The sequence below is a fragment of the Alteromonas sp. S167 genome (assembly GCF_036864375.1).
GTDB lineage: Bacteria > Pseudomonadota > Gammaproteobacteria > Enterobacterales > Alteromonadaceae > Alteromonas.
Genome location: NZ_JAZETR010000001.1, coordinates 651,108 through 675,329, shown reverse-complemented (window position 1 = coordinate 675,329; position 24,222 = coordinate 651,108). Strand labels below are relative to the sequence as shown.

Below are 24,222 nucleotides of genomic sequence, written 5' to 3'. Positions count from 1 at the left end.
GCTTGTCTGGCTTCTAAAAAGCCATTAAAGTTTCGATACCAAATAAAATGGCGCCAATAAGGCCACCCACAATGGTGCCATTTATCCTTACCTTTTGAAGATCTCTTCCAATATTTAACTCTACTTGCTGCGCCATTTCCCTCTCATCCCAACTATTAATCGTATCTTTGATATGTCGTGTAAGAAAATCGGCAAGCTCTGGCGCCATATACTTGGCAGCTTCGCCAATATGCTTATTAAAGGCCAGAGCCAATTCACCATCACTGTTCAAATTAGTGCCTAGCTCTTTGTATAACTTGGCGACTTTCGCTTCCGCTTTCCCTTGTTTTTCTTCAAGGGAAGATAAAAGCCAATTGCTCAGTTTAGCCCAGCTTTGATGGATGTAATTTTTCAATGCCGGGTCGTTAATGATTTTGTCTTTGTAGCCATTAACTTTATTTTCCATTAATGGACTGTGTTGTAATTCGTACAAAAACTCATGTACTTGCTCATCAAAAGCATGCCTTATTGGGTGCTCTTCGTCGTTATAAATGTCTTCTAAAATACTCGACACTGCTTTTACTGCAATAAGTGCCCCTTGTTCACTTAACCAGCTTGAAGGTAGCAACTTTTCAATTCGGCTATATTCTGTTTTTAACCAAACAACTAGAGTATCGGCAATGTAAACCTGTGTATCTGGCTGAGCGAGCAGGTGCGCCAATTTTCCAAGGATACGATCTAAAACAACCTGGTGCTGGCGCTCTCTTGTTACAGCGTTAAGCGACGTTGACATTAGCTGACGTAAATCTAACTGATGAATACCTTTCTCTGCAGTGCGCGATATAAACTCTTTTACTGGCTTATCGTCGAGTACACGCAACAAGCCCGCTAATGCATCACACGTGAAGCGACTTAGTCTAGCCGAGTTAGCATCAACACTTAGCCAACGCCCCGCCCCTTTTGCAGGGTTACTGCTAGCAATAAGCTTTTCTATTGCATCTGGATGGAAGAACTTTTCTTTTACAAACAGAGATAGATTTTCTGCGATAACAGACTTATTTGTTGCGACGATATTGGTGTGGGGAATTGGATAACGACGAGGGATAGGCTTAAAAAGCGCAGTAACGGCGAACCAGTCTGCCAAGCCTCCAACTAGCGCCGCTTCGCTCGCCATTTTTGTCAAGCCTAGCCACCAAGCACCTGATAGTGATGGAAAAAATCGAGGAGCCAACGTTGTTAACACGAAAACGCTAGCAGCAATAATTAGACAACCTAACGCAAGCCGCTTCGCACGTGTTAACTGTGCATGTTTATCCAAAATTTCCTTCTCCACTTTACAAACCACAAACTAAGCCACCAATCACCAGCATCACATATTTCCCAAAGAAAAGAAAAACTATGCAAACAACAGACCGACTACTTCCCAAACCAAACATTCATCACTAATTCATTCTTTTCAACGTGGACAGGCACTCTAACTGAACTGCATTTGTTTACGTGCACTAACGTGTACTAACGTGTACTAACGTGGACAGACACTTTTATAGACTTTTTTGTACCAAGTGCTCCTTACCTTTCATTTTTACGTTGAGCTCAATAAATCAATGGTAAGCAAGCATTTTGAGTGTGTGTCCACATAAGGCTTTATAAACGTGGACAGGCACTTTTAGAGCTTTTCTGTATAACAAACCTATATGCCCCTCGCTAAAAGTTAATCTCTAGAATTCTACGAGAGCCCTGCTTGTCTTAGTTTTTGAGTGTGTGTCCACGTAACGCTATAAGCTTGCATGTTTGAATGTCTGTCCATGTAAACTTTCTTAGTGTCTGTCCACGTAAACTTCCTAACTAGAGTAGGCACTCTTTTTATTTAGTTGAGTATTAGCTATTTTCCTTAACATTTAGTCAGTATTGCTAATTGCTAGGCAACTCAGTGTTTCACCTTTATTTTCAGACACCTTAAAAAAGCCATAAAACATTGATTAGATTGAAAAATTCAATAATGGCATAATAAGTGAAGAACTTGAGATATAAGTTCATGAATTAAGAATGTAAGGATATAAAATGAATAAATCTCTTGTTGCTGGCGCTATTTTACTAGCTACTTCGTCATTACTTTCTGGCTGCGTAGTTCACGTTGGCAATGCAAGCGCAATGGATGGCAGCGATTTCAGCTCAATTTTAGGCAACATAGATATCGCTGAAGGCAAACATGCGGGCGATATTTCCTCTGTAAATGGCAACGTGGAAATCAGTGACAACGCCGGCGCTGACGATGTTAGCATTGTTAATGGTAATTTAGAGATGGAAAGCCACGTTACCGTGTCGAGCATTGATATTGTAAATGGCGATATTACAGCGACATCGCACTTAACAGTAACTAATGATATTGAATCGGTGAACGGTGATATTTTGATCCCAGCGCATAGTAAAGTGGGTGGTGATATCGAAACCGTAAACGGTGATATTTCAATTACAAACAGTACTATTGGCAGTGATATTGAAACAGTAAATGGCGACATCACCCTTACTGACAACACACATATTGCCGGTGACATTATTTACAGAGCAAGTGAAAGCTCATGGGGCAAGATGTCTGACTCAACTCCTACACTTGTTATAGATGCTTCAGTATCTGTTGATGGTGACATTATTTTAGAGCGCCCAGTAAACCTTGAAATAGAAAACCAAGCGATTGAGCAAAAAGTTGTTGTAAGCTACCGAAACGCACAGTAATTTGTGATTTTTAAAATCAACTTTACGTAATATGACCGAACTTGAAAAGATGCTGGCGGGAGAGCTTTATTTCCCGTCAGACAAGCTGCTTACTTCAATGCGCAAGGCGTGCCGCAAGCAACTCGATATTCTAAATGCAACCTGCCAGACTGAACATAAGAGACGTACGCAACTGCTTAAAGCATTATTTGGCAGTACCGGAAAGCGCCTGTATATCGAGTCATCGTTTAAATGTGACTATGGCGATAATATTCATGTAGGTGAAAATTTTTACGCTAACTTTAACTGCGTTATTTTAGACGCAGCCAAGGTAACAATTGGCGATAATTGTATGATTGCCCCCCAAGTAGGTATTTACACGGCCACTCACCCTATTAATGCTGAGCAGCGAGCTACAGGTATCGAATTTGCCAAACCTATTACGTTAGGAGATAACTGCTGGATTGGCGGGAATGCGGTTATTAACCCAGGCGTTACGTTGGGAAATAATGTTGTGGTTGCATCTGGTGCAGTGGTAACCAAGTCGTTTGGCGACAATGTGGTTATTGGGGGCAATCCTGCAAGAGTAATAAAACCAGTCTCCTAAAAAGATAACGCTATTCAAATAAACACATAAAAAACCGCTCTAACGAGCGGTTTTTTAAAGTTACTTTCTTTTACCTGGGCGTCCAGCGCGCTTGTTCAAGCCTTGTTGCTTACGCACTTTGTGCTTCTTCACAGAACGACGCATTCGACTTAGCCTTGCGTGATCAAGCTTACCTTGACGTACGTTTACCATCGTTTGCGTTTCATCTGGTAGTTGAACATGGCTGCGTAGCGCGTTGACATCTTCAAGTCCAAGCTCAACCCATGCACCTTGCGGCAAACGTTTTTGAAGTTCAATCGGGCCGTATTTCACACGAATAAGTCGACTTACTTGAACGCCTTGCGATTCCCACAAGCGGCGCACTTCACGGTTACGCCCTTCTTTCAAGGTAACATTAAACCAGCGGTTCATGCTCTCTTCTTCAGCATGTTGCGGTGTTGGTGTACCAGATATTGTCAGGAACTTTGCTTCGCCGTCTTCAAGTTCAACACCTTTTTGCAGGGTATTAAGCGTTTTGCCCGTTACCTCTCCAAAAACACGCACTGCGTATTCGCGTTCAACTTCACATTTGGGGTGCATTAAGCGGTTCGCTAATTCACCGTCATTAGTGAAAAGCAATAAACCACTGGTATTCATATCAAGGCGACCAACGGTTATCCATCGGCCTAAACGAATAGCAGGTAATCTATCAAAAACGGTATCACGTCCTTCAGGATCGTGACGGCTGCACAATTCGCCTTCTGGTTTGTTGTACATCAACACGCGGCAAATTGGCTGTTCGGTTTGACGAGACAATAAATGACCGTCTACGCGAATTTGCGCAGTGTGATCGACTCTATCACCTAGCGTCGCTACTGCGCCGTTTACTGATACACGTCCCTCTTCTATCCAACGTTCCATTTCTCGTCGCGAGCCTAGCCCTTGGTTAGCCAGTACTTTTTGCAACTTTTCAGTCATGGTTTCACTCTTTATTGCTTGTTTACGGTCGCACGGTCTATTCAGACGGTGCCTCATTTAACACCTTAAGCGGCGAGTCGGATGCAATGCTTTCAGCCATATTTTCAAACGCATCAGCGTTGGGTAAATCGCCCAATGATGTCATTGAAAAGTAATCTAAAAAACTTTTGGTAGTAGCATACAGCGCGGGTCTTCCCGGCACTTCTTTATGACCCACTACCCTTATCCAGTCTCGTTCTGTGAGTGTTTTTATAATGTTGCTGCTTACCGCAACACCACGCACTTGCTCAATCTCGCCGCGCGTAATGGGTTGACGGTATGCAATTAGCGCCAATGTTTCGAGCATGGCTCGTGAATACTTTGGCGCATTTTCTTGCCATAATTTACTTAACCACGGGCTAAGCGCATCTAACGATTGAAATCGAAAGCCGCTTGCTACTTCAACTAACTGAATGCCACGAGGTTGATAGTCTAGCTTTAGTTCATTAAGCACCTTGCTAAGGGTTCTATCAGCCACGCTAAATTCGTTTAGTACAGTTTCTCTAAGCTGTTGTCTTGAAATGGGTTTATCAGCAACAAAGATTGCTGCTTCAACCAACTGCTTAAGCTGCGCCGTGTTAATTTTCTTCATGAGCACCTAATTTTACATGAATTTTGGCATAAGGACCTGCCTGAATGCATAAAATAAGCTGTTCTTTTACCAATTCGAGTATTGCAAGGAAGCAAACCACCACACCAGCCTTACCTTCTTCTACAGTAAAAAGACGCTCTAGTGGCGTGTATTCTGCGTTAGTTAAAACAGAGAGAATTAACGACATCCGTTCCCTAGTGCTTAACGCCTCGCGCTCAATAGTATGATTTTCAAATGCATCTGCGCGTTTCATGGCCGCGCTAAAAGCAAGCACAATTTCAGCCAGTGTCACATCGGGCTCAATACGAATGGGCGCTACGCTGTCACTCGTCTCGACGTGTGTTTTAAATATGTCACGCTCCAATCGAGGCTGTAAATCTAAGTCTTCTGCAGCCTGTTTTACCAGCTCATATTCTTTTAGCCTTCGTATAAGCTCTGCACGAGGATCTTCCTCTTCGTCAACATCATCACTTCGTTTTGGCAGTAAAAGGCGCGACTTTATTTCGGCTAAAATAGCAGCCATAAGAAGGTATTCGGCTGCGAGCTCAAGCTTAAGAGACATCATTGCATCAACATATTCCATGTATTGCTTGGTGACGTCTGCAATAGGTAAGGTGGTAATATCGAATTTTTGTTTTCTGATTAAATACAGCAATAAGTCTAGAGGCCCTTCAAATGTTTCTAAAATTACCTCTAGTGCATCGGGTGGAATAAAAAGGTCTTCAGGCTTTTCTATTAACGCTTCACCGTTAATAAATGCAAGTGGCAGTGGTTGCTGTATGGGCGTAACGCCCTCCACTCGCTTATCTTCTATGCTGTTCTCTGTGATATCCGACACAATATTTTATTCTTGTTACGCACTTCACGCGCTTATTATTCTTATTTACTCAAATGGTGATGGGTCGCCAGTTCCACGACGCAGAATAACTGGCGTATCTTCTGATAAATCTACCACCGTAGTAGGGTGCTCACCAATATAGCCGCCATGAATTATTAGCCCAACCTGTTTTTCTAAATTGTCGCGAATAACATCAGGATCGGACTCGGCCATGGTATTACCTGGAAGAATTAACGATGTAGACATCAGCGGCTCGCCTAATTCCTCTAACAATGCCAGAGCAATAGCATTATCAGGTACGCGGATACCAATAGTTTTGCGTTTGGGGTTTTGTAAACGCTTTGGCACTTCTCGAGTTGCCTTGAGCACAAAGGTATAGCTTCCAGGCGTATTATTTTTTATTTGACGAAATGCCGTGTTATCCACCTTCGCGTAAATAGATAGCTCAGACATGTCTCTGCACATCAGCGTAAAGTTATGCTCTTTGTCTATTTGTCGAATTCGGCATAGCTGTTCAAGTGCTTTTTTGTCTTCAATTTGACAGCCAATGGCATACCCCGAATCGGTAGGGTAAACCACAACTGCACCGTCTCGAATTAGCTCGCAGGCTTGCGTAATCAAACGCTTTTGCGGATTGTCTGGATGAACATAAAAAAACTGGCTCATGACGCCTCCTTTGTCTTAACACGTTTAATGATTAACGATTGATACATTCCACAACCCTTAACGCTAACCTATATAGCACTCGTCGCTTCGGCACTTGCCTTTTCAACATACACCTATGTAGCAATCGCCGCTCATCAATAGCAATAAAATGATAAACCTACGCTTCAATTTGCGTCCAATTGTGCCAAATAGGCGTAAGTTTGCTGCTAATCCCCAAGTTTTTACCAAGCTCTGTCCAGCGCGATGGAAAATGAAAATCAGACCCCGCCGACGCCAACAAGCCATGCGTTAACGCAAGTTCATTTATAAGCTCTTGCTTTGTTTTATTGATGCCAGGAAACGCAGTTTCAATTGCATCACCGCCGGCACTTTCAAATAAGGCCACCAATCGACGAAGCCATTTGGCTGTCATGTCGTAGTGCGCAGGGTGTGCGAGCACTGCTTGACCGCCAGCGTCTTGGATCCACTTTATTGCAGTTTCAATGCTCGGCCACTCGGCTTTAACCGCAGCTCGTTTGCCTTTGCCAAGGTATTTTTTAAACGCCGCTTCCATGGTCGGCACGCCGTAGTTGTTTACAAGCACTCTGGCAAAGTGTGCACGTGTTACTTGCCCTACTCCTGCGAGCGCTTTGGCTCTTGGTAGTACGCCTTCAAAGCCGCACTTTTCTAATTTCTCCGCAATTTTTTCCGCACGCGCTTCGCGCACTTGTGCCTGACCGTTAAGGCGCTCTAAAAAATCCGGACACTGACGATTAACATTTAAACCAACAACATGGATATCAAAACCATGCCACATCGTGGATATTTCTACCCCGTCGATTATTGTGAGTTCCCGCTTTTGCTTAGCTTGAACGCTATGCGCTGAATCTAAACCGGCGACAGTATCATGGTCGGTAATTGCGAGTACATCCACTTGCATGGTGTGCGCACGAAGTACTAATTCTTCTGGGGTTAAATGCCCATCTGAGAATTTTGTATGGCTATGTAGATCTATTTTCAATGTCTTATGCAAATTTATGGTTGACACAAAAGGCGATTTGTTTTCTTCTATATACACAAAGTATACGTACTAACGACTTCAAATCCTATCGAAGTTTGAACAAACAACGAGTAATTCATGCACACGCAAAATAAATATACAGCAATGACAGTTGCAGCTTGGTGGTGGCACTCCCTTACTTAACGGGCGGTGTGTACGATAGTGCGTGAATGAAAACACATAAAGGCCCGTTGATACGGGCCTTTTTTTTATCTTTTTGCAGTTGGAGAGAAGCAAAAATGAGTTTAGCGGAACTGGGCACATCCCCAGGTAAAGTAGAGACAATAGAACAAGCGGGGCATTATATTGATGATCCGCTTGCTGCTTTCGCCCACCTGTGTGGAAATTCTAGCAATGCGCTTTTGCTAGAGTCGGCAGAAATAGAGTCGAAAGACGACCTACAAAGCCTGCTGATGGTCGATGCTGCATTGCGCATGGAGTGCAGAGGTAATCGCGTTGAAATTACGGCGTTAACTGATAACGGCTCATCGGTTTTACCCTTATTTGCAACACAAAGCCCCGTTGGTTTAAACGTCATAGACAGCAGTGAAAGCCATGTAATTCTTGAGTGCGATGAAGTGGCGAGTGACTTGGACGAAGACAGTCGATTAAAAGCGGCAAGCGTGATGGACGCCCTACGCATTGTAGTAAACAAAATAACGCCCATACGTCAGCATCCTCACGCTGTGTTTTTGGGCGGTGTGTTTGCCTACGACATGCTAGCCGGTTTTGAACAACTTCCTAATGTTGCCGAAGGCGAAAACGACTGCCCAGACTTTGTGTTTTATCTTGCAGAGACACTGATAACTGTCGACCACCAAACGCGCGAAACCCATCTTATTGGTAGCGTCTTTAGCGGACACGACGTTGCACAGCAGTATTTCGCTATTGCTCAACGTTTAGAAGCTATTCACCAGCAGCTACACGATATGCCAGCAGAGCCTGTTCTTAAAGGATCCCGATTGGCTCAATACGCTCAACATGATTCTGTAAGTGGTTCTGAACTTGGACAGACACTTTCGTCACACACATTTCAAGAGGAACAGGTTGACGTCAGTGACGAGGAATTCTGCAACCACGTTCTAGATTTAAAGCAACATATTTTGGCTGGTGACATTTTTCAGGTGGTGCCGTCACGCACATTCTCTCTCCCCTGCCCGTCACCGCTTCTGGCTTATGCTAAATTAAAAGAATCGAATCCAAGCCCTTACATGTTTTACTTGCAGGATAAAGCGTTTAGCATATTTGGCGCATCCCCTGAGTCAGCACTTAAATACGATAGTGAAAGTAATCAAGTAGAAATTTATCCTATTGCAGGTACCCGACCTAGAGGCAAGCGAGCAGACGGTACTATTGATAGAGACTTAGACAGTCGTATTGAATTAAACCTTCGCGAAGATACCAAAGAAAAGTCTGAACACATCATGCTAGTTGATTTAGCGCGTAATGACGTGGCCAAGGTAAGCCGCCCCGGCACACGATATGTAAAAGACCTTTTAAAAGTAGACCGCTACTCTCACGTGATGCATTTGGTTTCACGGGTTGTAGGTCAATTGCGCGACGACTTAGACGCACTGCATGCGTATCAAGCCTGTATGAACATGGGTACGCTAGTGGGGGCACCAAAAGTAAGTGCTGCCACTCTCATCCGTGAAGTTGAACAAAAACGCAGGGGGAGTTATGGCGGCGCAGTAGGTTATCTGAACGGTAAAGGCGATATGGATACGTGTATTGTTATTCGTTCTGCATTTGTTAAAAACAACACTGCCTATATCCAAGCCGGTGCTGGCGTGGTACACGATTCAAACCCACAGGCAGAAGCAGATGAGACGCGCGCTAAAGCACAGGCAGTCATTGGCGCTGTTAAAGCAGCGCTTAAAGAAGAATTTGAACCAAGCACAGAGGGCAAGCAATGAATCAACAAATTACCACCCTCTTTCTTCTTGATAACGTTGATTCGTTTACCTACAACTTGGTGGACGAGCTGCGTACCTTGAATTTGGACATTAAGGTATACCGAAACACGGTATGTGCCGACACACTGTTTAATCGCATGCAGGAGCAGGCAACAAAAGGGCCTGTGCTTTTAATGTTATCGCCAGGCCCCGGCGCACCAAGCGAGGCAGGTTGTATGCCGAAACTACTTGATAAAGTACGCGGCGTGTTTCCAGTAATTGGTATTTGTTTAGGCCATCAGGCTATTGTAGAGCATTACGGCGGTACCGTTGGCCGCGCCAGCCAAGTAATGCATGGTAAATCATCAGCCATTACACATTCAGAGAAAGCAATGTTTGAAGGGCTTCAACAACCGCTTCACGTTGCGCGCTATCACTCATTAGTTGCTCATGAACTTCCCAGTGCGTTGAGTGTATGTGCTTCAACCATTAATGATGATGGCAGCGAGGCTGTTATGGCTGTGTACAGCGAACATGACCGCATGCTGGGATTTCAATTTCATCCGGAATCCATATTAACGGCGCAAGGCAGCCAATTGCTAAAGCAAAGTATTGACTATTTGACCCAACAGGAAGCGAACCATGCTTAACGCTGGCCCATTACTAGAACAACTTATGTTGCGAGAATCACTCTCGCAAACAGAGGCATACAGCCTATTTAACAGCATCATGCACGGCGAGCAAAGTGAAGTGATGATGGCTGCAGTGCTAACTGCACTAAAAATGAAAAAAGAGTCCCCAAGCGAGATTGCCGGTGCAGCGAGCGCGATGGTAGCAAATGCTCTCCCCTTTCCATCACCAGACTACGAGTTTGCCGATATTGTGGGAACGGGAGGCGATGGCCATAACACTATAAACATTTCTAGTGCCGCTGCCGTTGTAGCTGCCGCATGCGGAGTGAAGGTAGCAAAGCACGGAAATAGAAGTGTATCGAGCAAATCTGGCTCTGCTGATCTTTTCCGCCAATTTGGTCTAAATTTAGAAATTAGCCCCGATGTATCGAAAAAATGCTTAGATGAAGCAAATTTCACATTTCTTTTTGCGCCTGTTTATCACGCAGGAATGCGCCACGCAGCCCCCGTGCGCGCTGCGATGAAGACCAGAACCCTATTTAATATACTGGGCCCATTGGCCAACCCTGCCGGTCCAACACACGGTGTATTCGGCGTATACTCTCCCGAATTGCTTGAACCTTATGCAAAAACCCTTATGCTGCTGGGTCAACATCGCGCCATGATTGTACATGGTGACGGGCTTGATGAACTTGCGCTGCATGGCGAGTCGTTAATTTACGATTTAGAGCACGGTGACATTAGAAGGCTTACTGTGACGTCGGATGATTTCGGGCTTCCTCGATTCCCACTTTCGGCGATAGAGGGTGGCGAACCCGAGGAAAACAAACAATTCGTTGAGGCAGCCCTTAATGGTGAGGGAAAAGAGGCTCACAGAGCTGCCATAGCAATGAATTGCGGTGCATTACTTAAGGTCACAGGCAAAGCGAGCTCTTTTAAAGACGGTTCTGAAATGGCCATGGAGGCTATGGCTAAAGGTCTACCCATGCAGCTACTATCGAAGGTTGCCAAAATTACTCAGGAGGTAAGCACGAATGGCTAATGTGCTTGAGAAAATTGTTGCAGACAAACGCGAAGAAATAGCGGCAAGAAAAGCGGCTTTACCGCTAGAAACATTTAAAGATGCGCTTGTTCCATCAACGAAAAGCTTATTCGAAGCACTAAGCGAACCCAATGCGGGCTTTATTTTTGAGTGCAAAAAGGCGTCTCCGTCGAAAGGGCTCATCCGAGAGAACTTTGATTTAGATGAAATTCTGGCTGCGTACACGCCTTATGCAGCGGGAATTTCTGTACTTACCGACGAAAAGTATTTCCAAGGCAAATTTGAGTATCTTGCTTATGTTACCGAGCGCGTTTCTCAACCTGTATTAAATAAAGACTTCTTCGTAGAAACGTATCAGGTTTATTTGGCACGTCATTACAACGCAGACGCCGTTTTATTAATGCTGAGTGTTTTAAGTGACGACGAGTACCGACAGCTTGCCAAAGTAGCGAATAGCTTAAACTTAGACATTCTGACCGAAGTGAGTAACGAAGAAGAAATGCTGCGGGCCATTGCACTTGAAGCCAACATTATTGGCATTAACAACCGCAACCTTCGCGATTTATCTACAGACCTCGCCACTACAGAACGCCTTGTGCCAATGCTAGAGAGAGCAACACATGACTTCGTAGTGATTTCAGAGTCGGGAATTTATACCCACGACGACGTGCTTCGACTTGCTCCGCTGTCACAAGGTTTTCTAGTTGGCAGCGCTTTAATGGCAGAACAAGACTTGCCTCGAGCAGTTAAAACATTGGTTAACGGCGCGGTTAAGGTGTGCGGATTAACAACCGCCGACCAAGCTAAGCTTGCCTTTGATAGCGGCGCAAGTTTCGGCGGGCTTATTTTTGCAGAAAAATCACCTCGCTATGTTAGTTCAGACGTGGCAATAAACATCGTTGAAAAAACGCAAGGCGCTTACGTGGGTGTTTTTGTAAACAGCGATGCCGATGAAGTTGCAACAATTGCCAAAACACTAAACCTACACGCTGTGCAGCTGCACGGCGATGAAGACGAAGCCTATGTAGCCGCGCTAGCGCCAAAACTACCTGAAAACTGCGAAATATGGGTGGTAGAAGGGGTAAAAGCAGATAACGCGAATGCGATGCCTATTAACGTGGACAGACACTTTAATAACCCACTTGTTAGCCGCGTTTTACTTGACTGCCAAGTTGGCGATGCAAAAGGTGGTACAGGTGAATCTTTCAACTGGCAACTGCTTGATGAAATTGAGCAAAAAGAAAAGCTAGTGCTTGCTGGGGGTATCAGCCCGCACAATATAAAAAGCGCAATAAATACTCACTGTGGCGTGATTGATGTGAACTCCGGCGTGGAAGACGCCCCTGGCAAAAAATCATCAGACAAGTTGCGCGCACTTTTCGATGTGTGCCGTCAGTACTAAATTTAAGAAACAGGACAACGTAATGAACCAACTAGACACAAAATTTGGCGAATTTGGTGGCATGTACGTGCCCGAATTGCTAATTCCTGCACTAGACCAGCTAGAAAAAGCGTTTTTAGACGCGAAAGAAGACCCGTCATTCAATGAAGAATTCCTTTCATTATTGAAAGATTATGCAGGGCGTCCAACGTCAATGACGTTAACCCGTAATTTGGTTAGTAACCCGAAGGTAAAACTATATTTAAAGCGTGAAGATTTGCTTCACGGCGGTGCGCATAAAACCAACCAAGTTCTTGGACAGGCACTGCTAACTAAACGTATGGGCAAAAAAGAAGTAATTGCCGAGACGGGCGCTGGACAGCACGGTGTAGCAACCGCCTTGGCGTGTGCCCTATTAGGCCTTAAAGCGCGTATTTACATGGGCGCTAAAGACGTAGAGCGACAAGCCCCTAACGTTTTCCGAATGAAGTTAATGGGTGCCGAAGTTATCCCAGTAAACGCCGGGTCTGGTACGCTAAAAGATGCCGTGAACGAAGCGATGCGTGATTGGTCTGCAAATTATGAAACTGCACATTACTTACTAGGTACAGCCGCAGGCCCTCACCCTTTCCCAACTATTGTCCGTGAATACCATCGTATGATTGGCGAAGAGACGCGTGCTCAAATTATGGAAAAAGAAGGCCGTTTGCCAGATGCAGTAGTGGCTTGTGTTGGTGGCGGCTCGAATGCTATTGGTATGTTTGCCGACTTTATCGACGAACCTTCAGTACGTTTGGTTGGTGTGGAGCCTGCAGGTAAAGGTGTTCATACTAAAGAGCACGGTGCAACGATTGTAACGGGTACCAAAGGTATTCTGCATGGCGCATACACGTTTATCATGCAAGACAAAGAAGGCCAAATTGAAGAGAGCTATTCGGTGTCTGCCGGGCTAGATTACCCAGCAGTAGGCCCGCAACATGCGTACTTACACGATATTGGTCGCGCTGAATATGTAGCGGCTACCGATGAAGAAGCATTGAACGCGTTTCAACTCCTTGCCAGAAAAGAAGGTATCATTCCTGCGCTTGAGTCATCACATGCTCTAGCTCATGCATTGAACATGGCAGATGAAGCAGAAGAAGAAACTATCATTGTGGTGAACTTATCTGGTCGCGGCGACAAAGATCTTGCGCACGTTATTAACATTCTAGGGGACGATTTATAATGGATAGATATGCTGAAATGTTTGCGCAACTGAACGAAAAAAACCAAGGCGCATTCGTACCCTTCGTTATGGTTGGCGATCCTGACCTTGTACAGTCTGAAGCGATAATTTGCCAGTTAATTGAAAGTGGCGCAGATGCACTTGAATTGGGCATTCCCTACTCAGACCCCATCGCCGATGGCCCAACTATTCAGGCTTCGGCTATTCGCGCCTTAAGTCATAAAGTTACCGTTGCCGACTGCCTAGGCGTAATTTCACGCGTTCGCGCAAAGTACCCTAATGTGCCTATTGGGTTATTGCTATACAGCAACCTAGTAATGGCACAAGGTATTGAAGGCTTTTACAAAAAGGCGCAAGAAGCGGGCGTCGATTCCATCTTGGTGGCTGATGTTCCTATTCGCGAAGCAGCCCCTTTCCAAAAAGCGGCTGACAGTACTGGAATTTCTCAAATTTTAATTGCACCGCCAAATGCAACCGATGAGACCATGGAAAAAATTGGCGAGTACTCCAAAGGCTACACTTATTTGTTAGGTCGTGCAGGCGTAACGGGTGCAGAGACCGCAGCAAATGTACCAGCTGCTGACTTAATAGCTAGGTTAAACAAACACAATGCCGCCCCCGCATTACTTGGCTTTGGTATTTCGACACCTGAACAGGTGAAGTCGGCGGTAGATGCTGGCGCCGCAGGCGCAATTTCTGGCTCTGCAACAGTGAACATTATTGCTGCAAACCTAGACAACAATGAAAAAATGCTTAGTGAATTAGGCAGCTTTGTTGAGAGTATGAAAGCCGCGACAAATAAGGGTTAATTGTTAATGCTTTATATGATTTGTGCGACAGACACACCAAATAGTTTAGAGAAGCGACTAGCTGCGCGCCCTGCTCACCTAGAGCGACTTATCGCGCTTAAAGCAGACGGTAGACTCACGATGGCAGGCCCCTTCCCTGCTATCGATAGTCCAGATCCAGGACCTGCCGGCTTCACAGGTTCTTTAGTTGTTGCCGAGTTTGAGTCGCTAGAGGCAGCACAAGCATGGGCTAATGCTGACCCTTACATCGAGGCAGGTGTGTACGACAAAGTTGTTGTTAAGCCGTATAAAAAAGTGCTTCCTTAATCAGGTAGTAATTAATGCGTATAAAGCCCAGCAAAGCTGGGCTTTTTTGTGGCTGGAGGTTTGTTGATGTTTTTAAATATGAGCAATTTTTAAGTGGACAGGCACTTCAATTTTTTACGTGGACAGACACTTTTGCTTAAGTGGACAAGCACTCTATTGATGTTCGGCAACAGCAGGTTATCTGGGAATACTTTATGTGGACAGGCACTATAAGCATTTCGTGGACAGACACTTTAACGTCCCTCCCTTTTAAGAGTATTGTTTATGTAATCCAGCAGACCGACGTTCTTCCGTTAACGCAAGATAGAAGTGTGTGTCCTTGTAATTTTGCTAGTAACTCTTCGATTTACTGCCCTTCATCACAGCTTCCTAAAGCTTTCACGCTATACACATTCCTAATGGCGAGGTAGACTTAATCTAAATTCAGTAACTGTTCAGATTGCCGCGATATACTTGCTTTTAGTTTGGCGCGAGCGCTGTTTTTATTGTGAGGTTGTATGACATTATCGCTTCGAGTTTTGGTTGTTTGCATTGTGCTGGCGTTTAGTTTCGTTAGCCCAGCTTCTGCATTGCAAAATTCTGGCGGCAACCTTACAAAAAGCGAAGCCGCTGAACGAGCCCGCAAAGCTGAGAATGGACGTGTTCTTAAGGTTGAACAAACGTCGAAAAGCTACCGGGTAAAAGTACTTAAAAAATCGGGGCGTGTTGTATCGGTAGATGTCGATAAGCGCTCAGGTAACGTTAAAACATCGAAAGATAGATAGGGACAGTTATGCGCATTCTAATTGCTGAGGACGACAGTAGACTACTGACTCAATTGGACGCCTTGCTGCAGCAACATGGTTACAGTGTAGACCTTGCAGACAATGGTGAGCACGCTCTTTTTTTGATAAAAGAATACAGCTACGACCTTGCCATTATTGATATTGGCATGCCTAAATTAGATGGCTTTGAAGTCATAAAAAAAGCCAGACAGGCCGATATTACTTGCCCTATTTTGATCCTGACTGCACGCGACAGATGGCAAGAAAAAGTGGAAGGGTTAGATGCCGGCGCTGACGACTACTTAACCAAACCTTTCCACGATGAAGAGCTTCTCGCAAGAGCAAAAGCTTTGATCAGACGCGCTTCAGGGCAAGCAAACCCAACTATTCAGTTCGGCCCAATATCGCTTGATACAGTAAGTGAAGAACTGTCGCTGAATGGACAGGCACTCGATTTAACGGCATATGAGTATAAAGTGATGGAATACTTGATGCTAAATCCACAAAAGGTTATCTCTAAAACTGAGCTCACCGAGCATATCTATGACCAAGATTTCGACCTGGATAGCAACGTAATTGAGGTTTTTGTTGGTCGACTACGTAAGAAACTAGATCCTTCTGGCGAGCTTAAACCTATTGAAACACTGCGCGGTCGCGGCTATAGGATTAACCGTAGCCTATGAGGCAGCTGTCTCTTAGAGTAAGAAGCGTTTTACTTGCAGTAGCGCTACTAGCGCTGTTTGCACCATTCACTGTAGTAATTCTTGAAGAGGCCTACACAAAAAGCCTTACACAAGCAAAGATGAGTGAACTACGCCTAATGAACTTAGGGTTACTGTCTGCATTTGAATTAGACGGCGACCTGCCCTACATGCCCGAGATTCTGTACGAGGAGCAATTAAACCTTCCAGGTTCGGGTTACTTGGGTATTATCGTATTTAGAAACGAAGTGATTTGGCAGTCTGCATCTGCACTTGAATATACATTTACGACCCCAGACATTGACGTGCCTGTTGGAAACGAACTATTTGTTGAATCTGTTGAGCCTGACTTTTCCCAAAACTCAGAATACTTTGTGTATGCCTTTACCGCAGAGTTTGCCTCAAGTAGAGATTTTGAGCCTGTGCGTTTTTACATCTTCAACGATAAGGCTCTGTTTCAACAAGAAAGAGAAACCTTTCTGACTACAACATGGCAGTGGATTGTTACGCTTTGTTTAGCGTTACTTGTTTTCATTGTTATCGGTATCAGCGTAATTCTACTTCCTGTAAGGAAGCTGATTGATGAAATATCCCAAGCTTCTAGCGGCAATAAAGAAAAGCTAGATGCAAGATACCCTGTAGAATTCGATTCGCTAAAACATTCAATTAATGACCTGCTTCATACAGAAGCGGCTCAACGCACTCGATATAAGAACAGTTTGGGCGATTTAGCACACAGTTTAAAAACCCCGCTAGCCGTGGCGTCCGGCCACAAGGAGCTACCTGCCGAAGTGTCTGATTCACTCAATCAAATTGATCGCATTATCCAGCGACAATTAAAACGTGCGAGCGCTGGAAAGTCTGGCTGGCAGAGTGCAATTAATGTCGAGCCTGTCTTACATCGGCTTGCTGACGCGATGGATAAAGTCTATCAAGATAAAGCACTAGTAATTGACTTTGACGTTAGTGAAGATGCAACGTTCAATGGTGATGAAACCGACTTGATGGAGCTTTGTGGGAATGTTTTAGACAATGCCTGCAAGGCTGCAAAGAACAAAGTATTGGTTTCAGCCAAGACAATTGGTGCATGGTTAACAATATCAATTGAAGATGATGGCCCGGGGATCCCAGTTAATAAGAAAGCTATGCTGCTAGAGCGAGGCGCTAGGCTTGATACTTACGCTGAAGGTCACGGCATAGGCATGGCACTAGTTGCTGATTTAGTCTCCATTTATGAGGGCAGAATGCAAATTGAAGACAGTGACTTGGGCGGTGCAAACATTATCATAAAGTTTCCGCAGAAACGTTAATTATCTATGCGCTCTTAAATACGTTAAGAAGAAAAGTTCTTAACGTATTTAAGAGTGTCTGTCCATGTAAATGCATTTTATTAGACATGGACAAACACGGCTGTTTAAAAGTGTCTGTCCACGTAAAACTTTATATAAACAAGTTCACATAGAAAGCTAGAATCACGATGCCTTCGCCACTTCATCACCATCGCTTGATAGTAAAACAGCAAGCCACTTGCTTTCTTCTCTAGACTCAAGCGCTATTTTAACCACCATTGTAAGTGGTACCGAAAGAAGCATACCTACGGTGCCAAGTAACCATCCCCAAAAGATTAAAGACAAGAACACAACAAGGGTTGAAAGCCCCATCCCTTTACCCATCAAGCGCGGTTCTACCATGTTGCCCATAATGGTATTTACTAATAAGAAACCAAGCGCAGCAAAGCCCGCTGATGCCGGCCCCAACTGTACAAAAGCAATTAATACTGCAGGCACGGCGGCAATTATCGAGCCTATGTTAGGAATAAAGTTCAGCATAAAAGCCAGAACAGCCCATAGCATGAAATGGTCAACACCCATTATGTACAACCATATACCTATAATTAAACCGGTTCCCAAGCTCACCACCGTTTTAATCGCAAGATAGCTGTTAACCGACTTAATAAACCGGTCTATGTGCTTCAGTTTCATACCTGGGTCGGCTAATGCTATATGCAGCCTACGAGGGATACTGTCTGCTTCAAAAAGCATGAAAATAACCGTAAGCAAAATTAGAAACAGGTTTGATAGAACACCTCCCATACCGCTTATGAAATTTGTAGCGACAGACATTGCAGTAGCAGGGTCTAAGTGGGAAGCAATTAGCTCGCGATTAATATGTATGTTGTACTCTGATAACTGAGATACAACCCACGCGAATTCCGAGTCTAATTTAGTTCTGTATTCAGGAAGATTTTCTCTGAACTCTGTCATTGACTGCCCAACAAGGCCAGCTAAAAGAAAACCAAATATAACAATTAGCAGTATAACAAAGGTGATAGAGAGCCACTTTGGTATGCCGAACTTTGACGTCCAGTGAATAATTGGACTGCACGCAATTGCGATAAAGATCGAAAGAAAAAAGGGCACCATTATTGTGCTTGCGGCCTTAATACCCGCCATTACGACAACGAGACATGCAAGTACAATAAGAATTTTTGCTGTTGACGAGCGTAGTTCCATAGACATTTGTGCTACATTCCTGAATAAAACAGCAACACTTTACAACGACTTATATTCAACTACAAACAAGAGACTGTAATGAACTTTAACCTTGCCACTATAAGAATCAAGAACCTCAGACTTCGTACCTACATTGGTATAAACGAAGATGAGATAAAAAATAAGCAAGATGTTGTGGTTAATGTGAAAATTGACTACGACGCCGAAAAGGCAACGAACACAGATAATATGGACGATGCGCTTAACTATAAAACCATCACCAAGGCCATCATCAAGCTGGTTGAAGACAACCGCTTCTCATTACTAGAAAAGTTAACAGCTGATGTATTGGCTATTGCGGCAGAGCACTCATCAGTGCGTTATGCAGAAGTAGAGGTTGATAAGCCTCATGCACTACGCTTCTCAGACTCGGTATCACTTATGTTGTCTTGCAACAAATCTGAATAACGGACTTTCTTTAAAGGAACCTAATGAACATTCTTTTCACCGGCGGCACTGGCCTTATTGGACAAGCTTTCATAAACAAGTTTCGTACAGAACATAGTTTTACGGTTGTTTCTCGTAATACCGCAAAAGCGGCGGAAATATTGGGAAATGACTTAAGCTATGCAGCAAGCATTGCAGAGATAAACGACATTGGCGTTTTTGACGCAGTGATAAATCTTGCAGGCGAACCCATTGCCGATAAACGGTGGACAGACACTCAAAAAAAAGTGATATGCGATAGCCGCTGGGACACAACATCCCAGCTAGCGTCTAAAATAACAAGCAGCAACAACCCGCCAAAAGTATTTATTTCTGGGTCAGCCATTGGCTACTATGGCGACCAAGGCGACTTCATTGTTGATGAAGATACTCCACCAAAACAAGAGTTCACACATGAGCTTTGCAGTAAGTGGGAGAACATTGCAGAAACGGCAAGCTCAGAGAATACGCGATTGGTTTTACTGCGAACGGGCGTAGTGTTAAGCCCTAATGGTGGTGCTTTAGATAAAATGGCAATGCCGTTCAAACTGGGTGTAGGCGGTACTCTTGGTACTGGCGAACAATACCTTGCCTGGATCCACATCGACGATATGGTGGATGCAATTGCTTATCTACTTCATTCAGAATCAAGCTCGGGCGCTTTTAACCTTACCGCGCCCAACCCTGTTACGAACAAGGTGTTTTCAAAGCAGCTTGCCAACTCACTTAATCGCCCTTGCCTGTTTAACGTGCCCAGCTTTGTAATGAAAATTGCGATGGGTGAATCGTCAGAAATGATTTTGAAAGGACAACGCGTTATTCCTAAGAAACTTTCTGAGGCAGGCTACACGTTTACTTTCCCTACTGTTGATAAAGCATTAAAGAACATCTACAGCAAATAAACTTGCTTTCTGGCCTCGCTTTCAATTGATACTTCGCTTTGTAAACTAAGCTCGGGTAAAACCGAACTTTTGTGCATTTGTTGGCGTCTTAGAAACAACTTGCATGTAGGTGTGCTCATTCAACTTCGAGGCAGGCTTATTACATTGGTGTGCAATTGCGTGGACAGACACTTATAAAAGCAGTGTTTTTAAGACAAGCACTCCAAATTAGAGTGCCTGTCCACGTTAAAGCTTGGTCTTAATGACCGTAACGCAAGTTCGCTAAACCATTTTCCTTAACATTTGGCTAGTGTTTAGGGTAAGCAAGCGCCAGCATCCAAAAGCACCAAGTATTCCTACGACCACAGCCCCTACGGTGGGTGCAATTGCCCAGTACTCAAAATGTAAACTCCCCTCCATTTGAAACACAGAAGTCTGCAGCATGTATAAGCTAAGTTCATTTGCTAGCGCAGCCATGAAACCTGCAACTGAGCCGATAATAACAAACTCGAAAATAACACTTTGTCTTATCAAGCCGCCTTTAGCACCCAAAGTGCGGAGTATGGCAATCTCTTGGCGCCTCTCGTCCATGCTCGCCTGTACTTGTGCTATCAACACTAAGCTTCCAGCCATTAGTACAAGTACAAGGATAAACTCAACCGCAACCGATACTTGGTCAACAATTTCTCTCAACTGGTTGATTCGAGCATCAACATCGAACATCGTTATAGAGCCAAACGGCCGCAAAAGGTTTGTTAACTCTGGCTTGCGTTCTGTAGGCAAATAAAAGCTAGTGATATACGTTGGGCTGAATGATTTCATTACATCTGGGTGGATAACAAAAAAGAAATTTGGCTGCATAGTCTGCCAATTTACTTCTCTGATACTGGTAACTTTAGTTTCAACGATTTCACTACCAACATTGAATGTAAGCTTATCGCCCATTTTTATGCCTAGACGCGTTGCCACTCCCTCCTCTACTGAAACAGGATATATACCTTCATTAACATAAGTGTCTGTCCCAGCATGCCACTGACCCTCAATCACCTTATTTTCTTTTTGAAGCGTATTACTCCACGTAAGGTTCGCCTCGCGCCCTAGGCCTCGGCGACCTTCTCTATTAGGCTCTTCTTCTTTTGATACATCGGTATTTACGCCTTCATCGTTAACAGCAACAAAGCGCCCTCTAATTACGGGGTAGAACTCTTCAATCTGAATACCGTTGTCACTAAAGTGTCTGTCCAAGTTAGGTTGGATGTCAGGTGTAATATTTATAAGAAAGTAATTGGGCGTGCCTTCTGGTAATTGTGAGCGCCATTGTGACACCATGTCGTTTCGCATTACCAACACAACAAGCAGCAACATTATGGTAACTGAGAAGCTTATAAGCTGAACGCTGTTGTCCATCGCTCTTCGCTTAATTCTTGCCCACGCTAGCTGCCACGGGCCCATTCGGCCACTTCCAAGGCGCCTTCCTAATGCTATCAAAACAAATGTCGCGCCCAGCAACCCTAGGACCAAAGCAGCGCCTGACACAAATAAAATCGCACTAATTTTTAAGTCTTGGCTGTACATCCACATAAGCGAAAAAATGGCACCGCCAGATGCAATAAATTGAATGCTTCGAGAACGTAAATTAGCGCTGATATCTTTTCTTAACACGCGCAAAGGTGGAACAGAAAACAGTTGTAACAAAGGATATAGCGAGAATAACAGTGCGCACGTTGCCCCTGTTGCAACTGCTATTATTAAGGGTCTCCAGTGCCAAACATCTAATGACACATCAACTCTGTCGGCTACTAATGAAACGACAATTTGCTGACCAATGAAACCAATAATTAAACCAATAGCAATACCTAACGCTGTAATAAACAGTATCTGATAAAGGTATACCTGCCTAATTACCTTACTGGTTGCACCTAGTGTTTTCATAATCGCTACAGGGTCGAAATGCCTTTGTGCATAGCGCTGTGCAGCGACAGCAATTGAAACGGCAGCTAAAACGATGGCTAACAGGCTAGCAAGTAAAAAGTAACGTTCAGCACTCGCCACCGAGCGCCCAATGGCAGATTCATCATCGGCCACTGTTCGCCACGAGTGCAAATCATCATTTAAATTGGGTAACAACCAATCGCTAAACGCATCAAGGTTATTTGGCTGTCCTGAAAAATACCCAACGTAACGAACTCTGCTGCCAGGCCCTGTCACCGCAGTTTTGTCTAAATCAGACATATTAATAAGTGCAATGGGGTCGGTATTAAAGATACTAAAACCAGCATCAGGGATATCTACAAGCACTCGGGTCACGCGAAAAGTGCCATCCCCTATTTCTATGTCATCGCCAAGTGTCAGACTTAGCGTCTGAAATAGTCTAGCTTGCACCCACGCTTCGCCTGGCGCTGGCAGTGTTTTAGTTTCCTGCTTCTCACCGAAAGGCTGATCGCTCACGCTTACCGATCCTTTCAGCGGATATTGTTCATTCACCGCACGTAAATCAACAAGTGACATGTCGTCACCACTAAACACCATAGAGCGTGTAGCAACTTGTTTTGCCGTACTCAGCCCTTCTTCGCGCGCTTTAGTCAACCAAGCTTCATCTATAGGATCGTCTGAGCGAAGCTGGGCATCAGCAGCAATGAAAGCAGCAGAGCGCGATTTAAGCGCACCTTGTAAACGTTCACTGAATAGCGATAAAGAAAGAACTGCAGCAACCGAAAGCACTATTGCCAACAGAATAATAGTAAGCTCACCCCGCCTGGCTTCATGACGAAACAAGCGCCAGGCTAAATTAAACGATGTTGTCATTTAGTTCGCCTCAACACGTTGTTCAGCAGTACGGCTAGTGGTTTCAACTAACTCTCCGGCACTCATCGTTAATTGTCTACTACAATGCTGTGCTAGGGTGTTGTCATGTGTCACAAGCACAAGTGTTGTGCCTTTATCCTTGTTCAGGTCGAACAGTAACTGTTCTATTTTTTCACTGTTCTTTGCATCTAAATTACCCGTCGGTTCATCGGCAAATAAGATTTTTGGCGATGTGATAAAAGCGCGGGCAATTGCTACACGTTGCTGCTCGCCTCCAGATAATTGATTCGGAAAGTGGCTTGCTCGATGCTTTAGGCCTACCTGTTCAAGAATATCTAAGGCCTTCTGTTTTGGGTTTTCTAAACCTGCAATCTCAGCAGGTAACATAACGTTTTCCAAAGCTGTTAGGCTTTGCACCAACATAAAGCTTTGAAAGATAAACCCTACTTTGTTGCCTCTTAAAATAGCGCGCTGCTCTTCGTCCATAGTGTGGAGTGCTTCGTTATCAAGAAAAATCTCGCCTTCAGTTACTTCGTCAAGGCCCGCAAGTAATCCCAAAAGCGTAGATTTTCCAGAGCCTGACGCACCAATTATGGCAACTGACTCACCTGACTTGACTTCAAACGAGATTGGGCGAAGGATCTGCAAAGAACCTTCACTCGTATTCACTACTTTCGTTACAGAATTAGCTTTTATCATAAGAGGTATTCAATTCGTGTTTGTTAAGTTTCGTAATTTGTTTGCTTTTTTCTTTATTCTTTTAATACCCGCACATGCGGTATCAGATCAAGCAGAGCCATATGAGCAGTCAAAAAATGCTGTGCTTCTTGTACTTGGCGATAGTTTATCTGCAGCATACGGCTTACAGCAAAGTGAAGGCTGGGTTAGTTTGTTACAAAAGATGTGGCAAGACGACAACATTCCGATTGAAATTGTAAATGCTGCGGTGAGTGGAGAAACCACTGACGGTGGATTAGCAAGATTCCCTCGACTGTTAGAACAACATTCGCCAACCCATGTGCTAATTGAACTAGGTGGTAATGATGGTTTACAAGGGCACAATACTAAAAAGATTAAGCGTAATTTACTGTCGCTAGTGAACACAGCTAAAGAAAGTGGTGCTACCGTTTACTTGCAGGAAATGCAGATTCCATCTAATTACGGAAAGCGATACACGCAGATGTTTACCAAAAACTATTCTGATGTGGCTGTAGATGCGGATATTCAGAAAATTCCTTTCTTTCTTGAAGAGATAGCGCTAGATGACTCGCTAATGCAGAACGACGGAATACACCCCAATGCGACGGCTCAGCCTTTAATCGCACGTTTCATGGACAGACACTTAAGAAACTTAATACTTAACAGCAAATAGTT

The 24,222-nt window shown here is 44.2% G+C and carries 24 protein-coding genes; 15 read left to right on the top strand and 9 right to left on the bottom strand.

Features of this window, described 5'->3' with window-relative positions:
• Positions 1-13 precede the first annotated feature (13 nt).
• The gene (locus V7R35_RS02940; protein WP_334013190.1) at positions 14-1,297 is read right to left on the bottom strand and encodes a DUF445 domain-containing protein; all 1,284 of its coding nucleotides are present in this window, start codon (positions 1,295-1,297) and stop codon (positions 14-16) included.
• A 743-nt stretch (positions 1,298-2,040) separates the two neighbouring features.
• On the opposite strand from V7R35_RS02940, the gene V7R35_RS02935 reads away from it, so the two are divergent.
• Both V7R35_RS02935 and V7R35_RS02930 read left to right on the top strand, forming a co-directional pair.
• Positions 2,041-2,712 carry a hypothetical protein gene (locus V7R35_RS02935; protein WP_334013189.1) on the top strand — a complete coding sequence of 224 codons (672 nt, stop codon included), beginning with the start codon at positions 2,041-2,043 and terminating at the stop codon, positions 2,710-2,712.
• A 31-nt stretch (positions 2,713-2,743) separates the two neighbouring features.
• Positions 2,744-3,298: a sugar O-acetyltransferase gene (locus V7R35_RS02930; RefSeq protein ID WP_334013188.1), complete on the top strand. Its 555-nt coding sequence runs from the start codon at positions 2,744-2,746 to the stop codon at positions 3,296-3,298.
• A 60-nt stretch (positions 3,299-3,358) separates the two neighbouring features.
• Here V7R35_RS02930 and rluB read toward each other — a convergent pair whose 3' ends face one another.
• The 5 genes from rluB to V7R35_RS02905 form a co-directional block, all read right to left on the bottom strand.
• A complete protein-coding gene (gene rluB, locus V7R35_RS02925) occupies positions 3,359-4,255 on the bottom strand; it encodes a 23S rRNA pseudouridine(2605) synthase RluB (protein WP_334013187.1) in 897 nt (298 codons plus the stop codon).
• 37 nt (positions 4,256-4,292) lie between these two features.
• The gene (gene scpB / locus V7R35_RS02920; protein ID WP_334013186.1) at positions 4,293-4,886 is read right to left on the bottom strand and encodes an SMC-Scp complex subunit ScpB; all 594 of its coding nucleotides are present in this window, start codon (positions 4,884-4,886) and stop codon (positions 4,293-4,295) included.
• The gene (locus V7R35_RS02915; RefSeq protein WP_438823444.1) at positions 4,873-5,727 is read right to left on the bottom strand and encodes a segregation and condensation protein A; all 855 of its coding nucleotides are present in this window, start codon (positions 5,725-5,727) and stop codon (positions 4,873-4,875) included. Before V7R35_RS02915 ends, scpB begins: the two co-directional genes overlap by 14 nt.
• Positions 5,728-5,769: 42 nt before the next feature.
• Positions 5,770-6,390: an L-threonylcarbamoyladenylate synthase gene (locus V7R35_RS02910; RefSeq protein WP_334013184.1), complete on the bottom strand. Its 621-nt coding sequence runs from the start codon at positions 6,388-6,390 to the stop codon at positions 5,770-5,772.
• 157 nt (positions 6,391-6,547) lie between these two features.
• Entirely contained in the window at positions 6,548-7,390 is an 843-nt protein-coding gene (locus V7R35_RS02905; RefSeq protein ID WP_334013183.1) for a PHP domain-containing protein, read from the bottom strand.
• Between the two features lie 278 nt (positions 7,391-7,668).
• Here V7R35_RS02905 and V7R35_RS02900 point away from each other — a divergent pair, with 278 nt between their 5' ends.
• The 10 genes from V7R35_RS02900 (at position 7,669) to V7R35_RS02855 (ending at position 17,494) form a co-directional block, all read left to right on the top strand.
• Positions 7,669-9,345, top strand: coding sequence for an anthranilate synthase component 1 (locus V7R35_RS02900; protein WP_334013182.1), 1,677 nt, complete (start codon positions 7,669-7,671; stop codon positions 9,343-9,345).
• The gene (locus V7R35_RS02895; protein ID WP_334013181.1) at positions 9,342-9,974 is read left to right on the top strand and encodes an aminodeoxychorismate/anthranilate synthase component II; all 633 of its coding nucleotides are present in this window, start codon (positions 9,342-9,344) and stop codon (positions 9,972-9,974) included. The genes V7R35_RS02900 and V7R35_RS02895 overlap by 4 nt, the downstream gene beginning before the upstream one ends.
• Positions 9,967-10,998 carry an anthranilate phosphoribosyltransferase gene (gene trpD / locus V7R35_RS02890; RefSeq protein ID WP_334013180.1) on the top strand — a complete coding sequence of 344 codons (1,032 nt, stop codon included), beginning with the start codon at positions 9,967-9,969 and terminating at the stop codon, positions 10,996-10,998. Before V7R35_RS02895 ends, trpD begins: the two co-directional genes overlap by 8 nt.
• The gene (gene trpCF / locus V7R35_RS02885; protein ID WP_334013179.1) at positions 10,991-12,400 is read left to right on the top strand and encodes a bifunctional indole-3-glycerol-phosphate synthase TrpC/phosphoribosylanthranilate isomerase TrpF; all 1,410 of its coding nucleotides are present in this window, start codon (positions 10,991-10,993) and stop codon (positions 12,398-12,400) included. Before trpD ends, trpCF begins: the two co-directional genes overlap by 8 nt.
• Positions 12,401-12,422: 22 nt before the next feature.
• A complete protein-coding gene (trpB, locus tag V7R35_RS02880) occupies positions 12,423-13,604 on the top strand; it encodes a tryptophan synthase subunit beta (protein WP_334013178.1) in 1,182 nt (393 codons plus the stop codon).
• Entirely contained in the window at positions 13,604-14,413 is an 810-nt protein-coding gene (gene trpA / locus V7R35_RS02875) for a tryptophan synthase subunit alpha (RefSeq protein ID WP_334013177.1), read from the top strand. Before trpB ends, trpA begins: the two co-directional genes overlap by 1 nt.
• A 6-nt stretch (positions 14,414-14,419) precedes the next feature.
• Positions 14,420-14,719: a YciI family protein gene (locus V7R35_RS02870; RefSeq protein WP_334013176.1), complete on the top strand. Its 300-nt coding sequence runs from the start codon at positions 14,420-14,422 to the stop codon at positions 14,717-14,719.
• Between the two features lie 497 nt (positions 14,720-15,216).
• A complete protein-coding gene (locus tag V7R35_RS02865) occupies positions 15,217-15,483 on the top strand; it encodes a PepSY domain-containing protein (RefSeq protein WP_334013175.1) in 267 nt (88 codons plus the stop codon).
• An 8-nt stretch (positions 15,484-15,491) separates the two neighbouring features.
• Positions 15,492-16,166, top strand: coding sequence for a response regulator transcription factor (locus tag V7R35_RS02860; RefSeq protein ID WP_334013174.1), 675 nt, complete (start codon positions 15,492-15,494; stop codon positions 16,164-16,166).
• Complete coding sequence (locus V7R35_RS02855; RefSeq protein WP_334013173.1) at positions 16,163-17,494, top strand: ATP-binding protein; 1,332 nt, start codon at positions 16,163-16,165, stop codon at positions 17,492-17,494. Before V7R35_RS02860 ends, V7R35_RS02855 begins: the two co-directional genes overlap by 4 nt.
• Before the next feature lie 162 nt (positions 17,495-17,656).
• Here V7R35_RS02855 and V7R35_RS02850 read toward each other — a convergent pair whose 3' ends face one another.
• Positions 17,657-18,703: an AI-2E family transporter gene (locus V7R35_RS02850; RefSeq protein WP_334013172.1), complete on the bottom strand. Its 1,047-nt coding sequence runs from the start codon at positions 18,701-18,703 to the stop codon at positions 17,657-17,659.
• A gap of 72 nt (positions 18,704-18,775) precedes the next feature.
• Here V7R35_RS02850 and folX point away from each other — a divergent pair, with 72 nt between their 5' ends.
• Positions 18,776-19,144 (top strand): dihydroneopterin triphosphate 2'-epimerase, encoded by a 369-nt coding sequence (gene folX, locus V7R35_RS02845; protein ID WP_334013171.1) that lies wholly within the window; start codon positions 18,776-18,778, stop codon positions 19,142-19,144.
• 23 nt (positions 19,145-19,167) lie between these two features.
• Positions 19,168-20,064 (top strand): TIGR01777 family oxidoreductase, encoded by an 897-nt coding sequence (locus tag V7R35_RS02840; RefSeq protein ID WP_334013170.1) that lies wholly within the window; start codon positions 19,168-19,170, stop codon positions 20,062-20,064.
• A 261-nt stretch (positions 20,065-20,325) separates the two neighbouring features.
• Here the strand turns inward: V7R35_RS02840 and V7R35_RS02835 are convergent, their stop codons facing one another.
• Together V7R35_RS02835 and V7R35_RS02830 are read right to left on the bottom strand one after the other, a co-directional pair.
• Positions 20,326-22,848: an ABC transporter permease gene (locus tag V7R35_RS02835; protein WP_334013169.1), complete on the bottom strand. Its 2,523-nt coding sequence runs from the start codon at positions 22,846-22,848 to the stop codon at positions 20,326-20,328.
• Positions 22,849-23,547: an ABC transporter ATP-binding protein gene (locus V7R35_RS02830; protein WP_334013168.1), complete on the bottom strand. Its 699-nt coding sequence runs from the start codon at positions 23,545-23,547 to the stop codon at positions 22,849-22,851.
• Between the two features lie 16 nt (positions 23,548-23,563).
• Here V7R35_RS02830 and V7R35_RS02825 point away from each other — a divergent pair, with 16 nt between their 5' ends.
• On the top strand, positions 23,564-24,220 hold the full coding sequence (locus tag V7R35_RS02825; protein WP_334013167.1) for an arylesterase: 657 nt from the start codon (positions 23,564-23,566) through the stop codon (positions 24,218-24,220).
• The last annotated feature ends 2 nt before the right edge of the window (positions 24,221-24,222 follow it).

What these genes read in the sequence shown, in the direction of transcription:
- folX (WP_334013171.1), top strand. Translation starts at nt 18,776, where the DNA reads ATGAACTTTAACCTTGCCACTATAAGAATCAAGAACCTCAGACTTCGT.
- trpCF (WP_334013179.1), top strand. Translation starts at nt 10,991, where the DNA reads ATGGCTAATGTGCTTGAGAAAATTGTTGCAGACAAACGCGAAGAAATA.
- scpB (WP_334013186.1), bottom strand. Translation starts at nt 4,886, where the DNA reads ATGAAGAAAATTAACACGGCGCAGCTTAAGCAGTTGGTTGAAGCAGCA.
- V7R35_RS02930 (WP_334013188.1), top strand. Translation starts at nt 2,744, where the DNA reads ATGACCGAACTTGAAAAGATGCTGGCGGGAGAGCTTTATTTCCCGTCA.
- V7R35_RS02870 (WP_334013176.1), top strand. Translation starts at nt 14,420, where the DNA reads ATGCTTTATATGATTTGTGCGACAGACACACCAAATAGTTTAGAGAAG.
- trpD (WP_334013180.1), top strand. Translation starts at nt 9,967, where the DNA reads ATGCTTAACGCTGGCCCATTACTAGAACAACTTATGTTGCGAGAATCA.
- trpB (WP_334013178.1), top strand. Translation starts at nt 12,423, where the DNA reads ATGAACCAACTAGACACAAAATTTGGCGAATTTGGTGGCATGTACGTG.
- V7R35_RS02860 (WP_334013174.1), top strand. Translation starts at nt 15,492, where the DNA reads ATGCGCATTCTAATTGCTGAGGACGACAGTAGACTACTGACTCAATTG.
- V7R35_RS02935 (WP_334013189.1), top strand. Translation starts at nt 2,041, where the DNA reads ATGAATAAATCTCTTGTTGCTGGCGCTATTTTACTAGCTACTTCGTCA.
- V7R35_RS02850 (WP_334013172.1), bottom strand. Translation starts at nt 18,703, where the DNA reads ATGTCTATGGAACTACGCTCGTCAACAGCAAAAATTCTTATTGTACTT.
- V7R35_RS02900 (WP_334013182.1), top strand. Translation starts at nt 7,669, where the DNA reads ATGAGTTTAGCGGAACTGGGCACATCCCCAGGTAAAGTAGAGACAATA.
- V7R35_RS02855 (WP_334013173.1), top strand. Translation starts at nt 16,163, where the DNA reads ATGAGGCAGCTGTCTCTTAGAGTAAGAAGCGTTTTACTTGCAGTAGCG.
- trpA (WP_334013177.1), top strand. Translation starts at nt 13,604, where the DNA reads ATGGATAGATATGCTGAAATGTTTGCGCAACTGAACGAAAAAAACCAA.
- V7R35_RS02910 (WP_334013184.1), bottom strand. Translation starts at nt 6,390, where the DNA reads ATGAGCCAGTTTTTTTATGTTCATCCAGACAATCCGCAAAAGCGTTTG.
- V7R35_RS02835 (WP_334013169.1), bottom strand. Translation starts at nt 22,848, where the DNA reads ATGACAACATCGTTTAATTTAGCCTGGCGCTTGTTTCGTCATGAAGCC.
- V7R35_RS02865 (WP_334013175.1), top strand. Translation starts at nt 15,217, where the DNA reads ATGACATTATCGCTTCGAGTTTTGGTTGTTTGCATTGTGCTGGCGTTT.
- V7R35_RS02840 (WP_334013170.1), top strand. Translation starts at nt 19,168, where the DNA reads ATGAACATTCTTTTCACCGGCGGCACTGGCCTTATTGGACAAGCTTTC.
- V7R35_RS02830 (WP_334013168.1), bottom strand. Translation starts at nt 23,547, where the DNA reads ATGATAAAAGCTAATTCTGTAACGAAAGTAGTGAATACGAGTGAAGGT.
- rluB (WP_334013187.1), bottom strand. Translation starts at nt 4,255, where the DNA reads ATGACTGAAAAGTTGCAAAAAGTACTGGCTAACCAAGGGCTAGGCTCG.
- V7R35_RS02895 (WP_334013181.1), top strand. Translation starts at nt 9,342, where the DNA reads ATGAATCAACAAATTACCACCCTCTTTCTTCTTGATAACGTTGATTCG.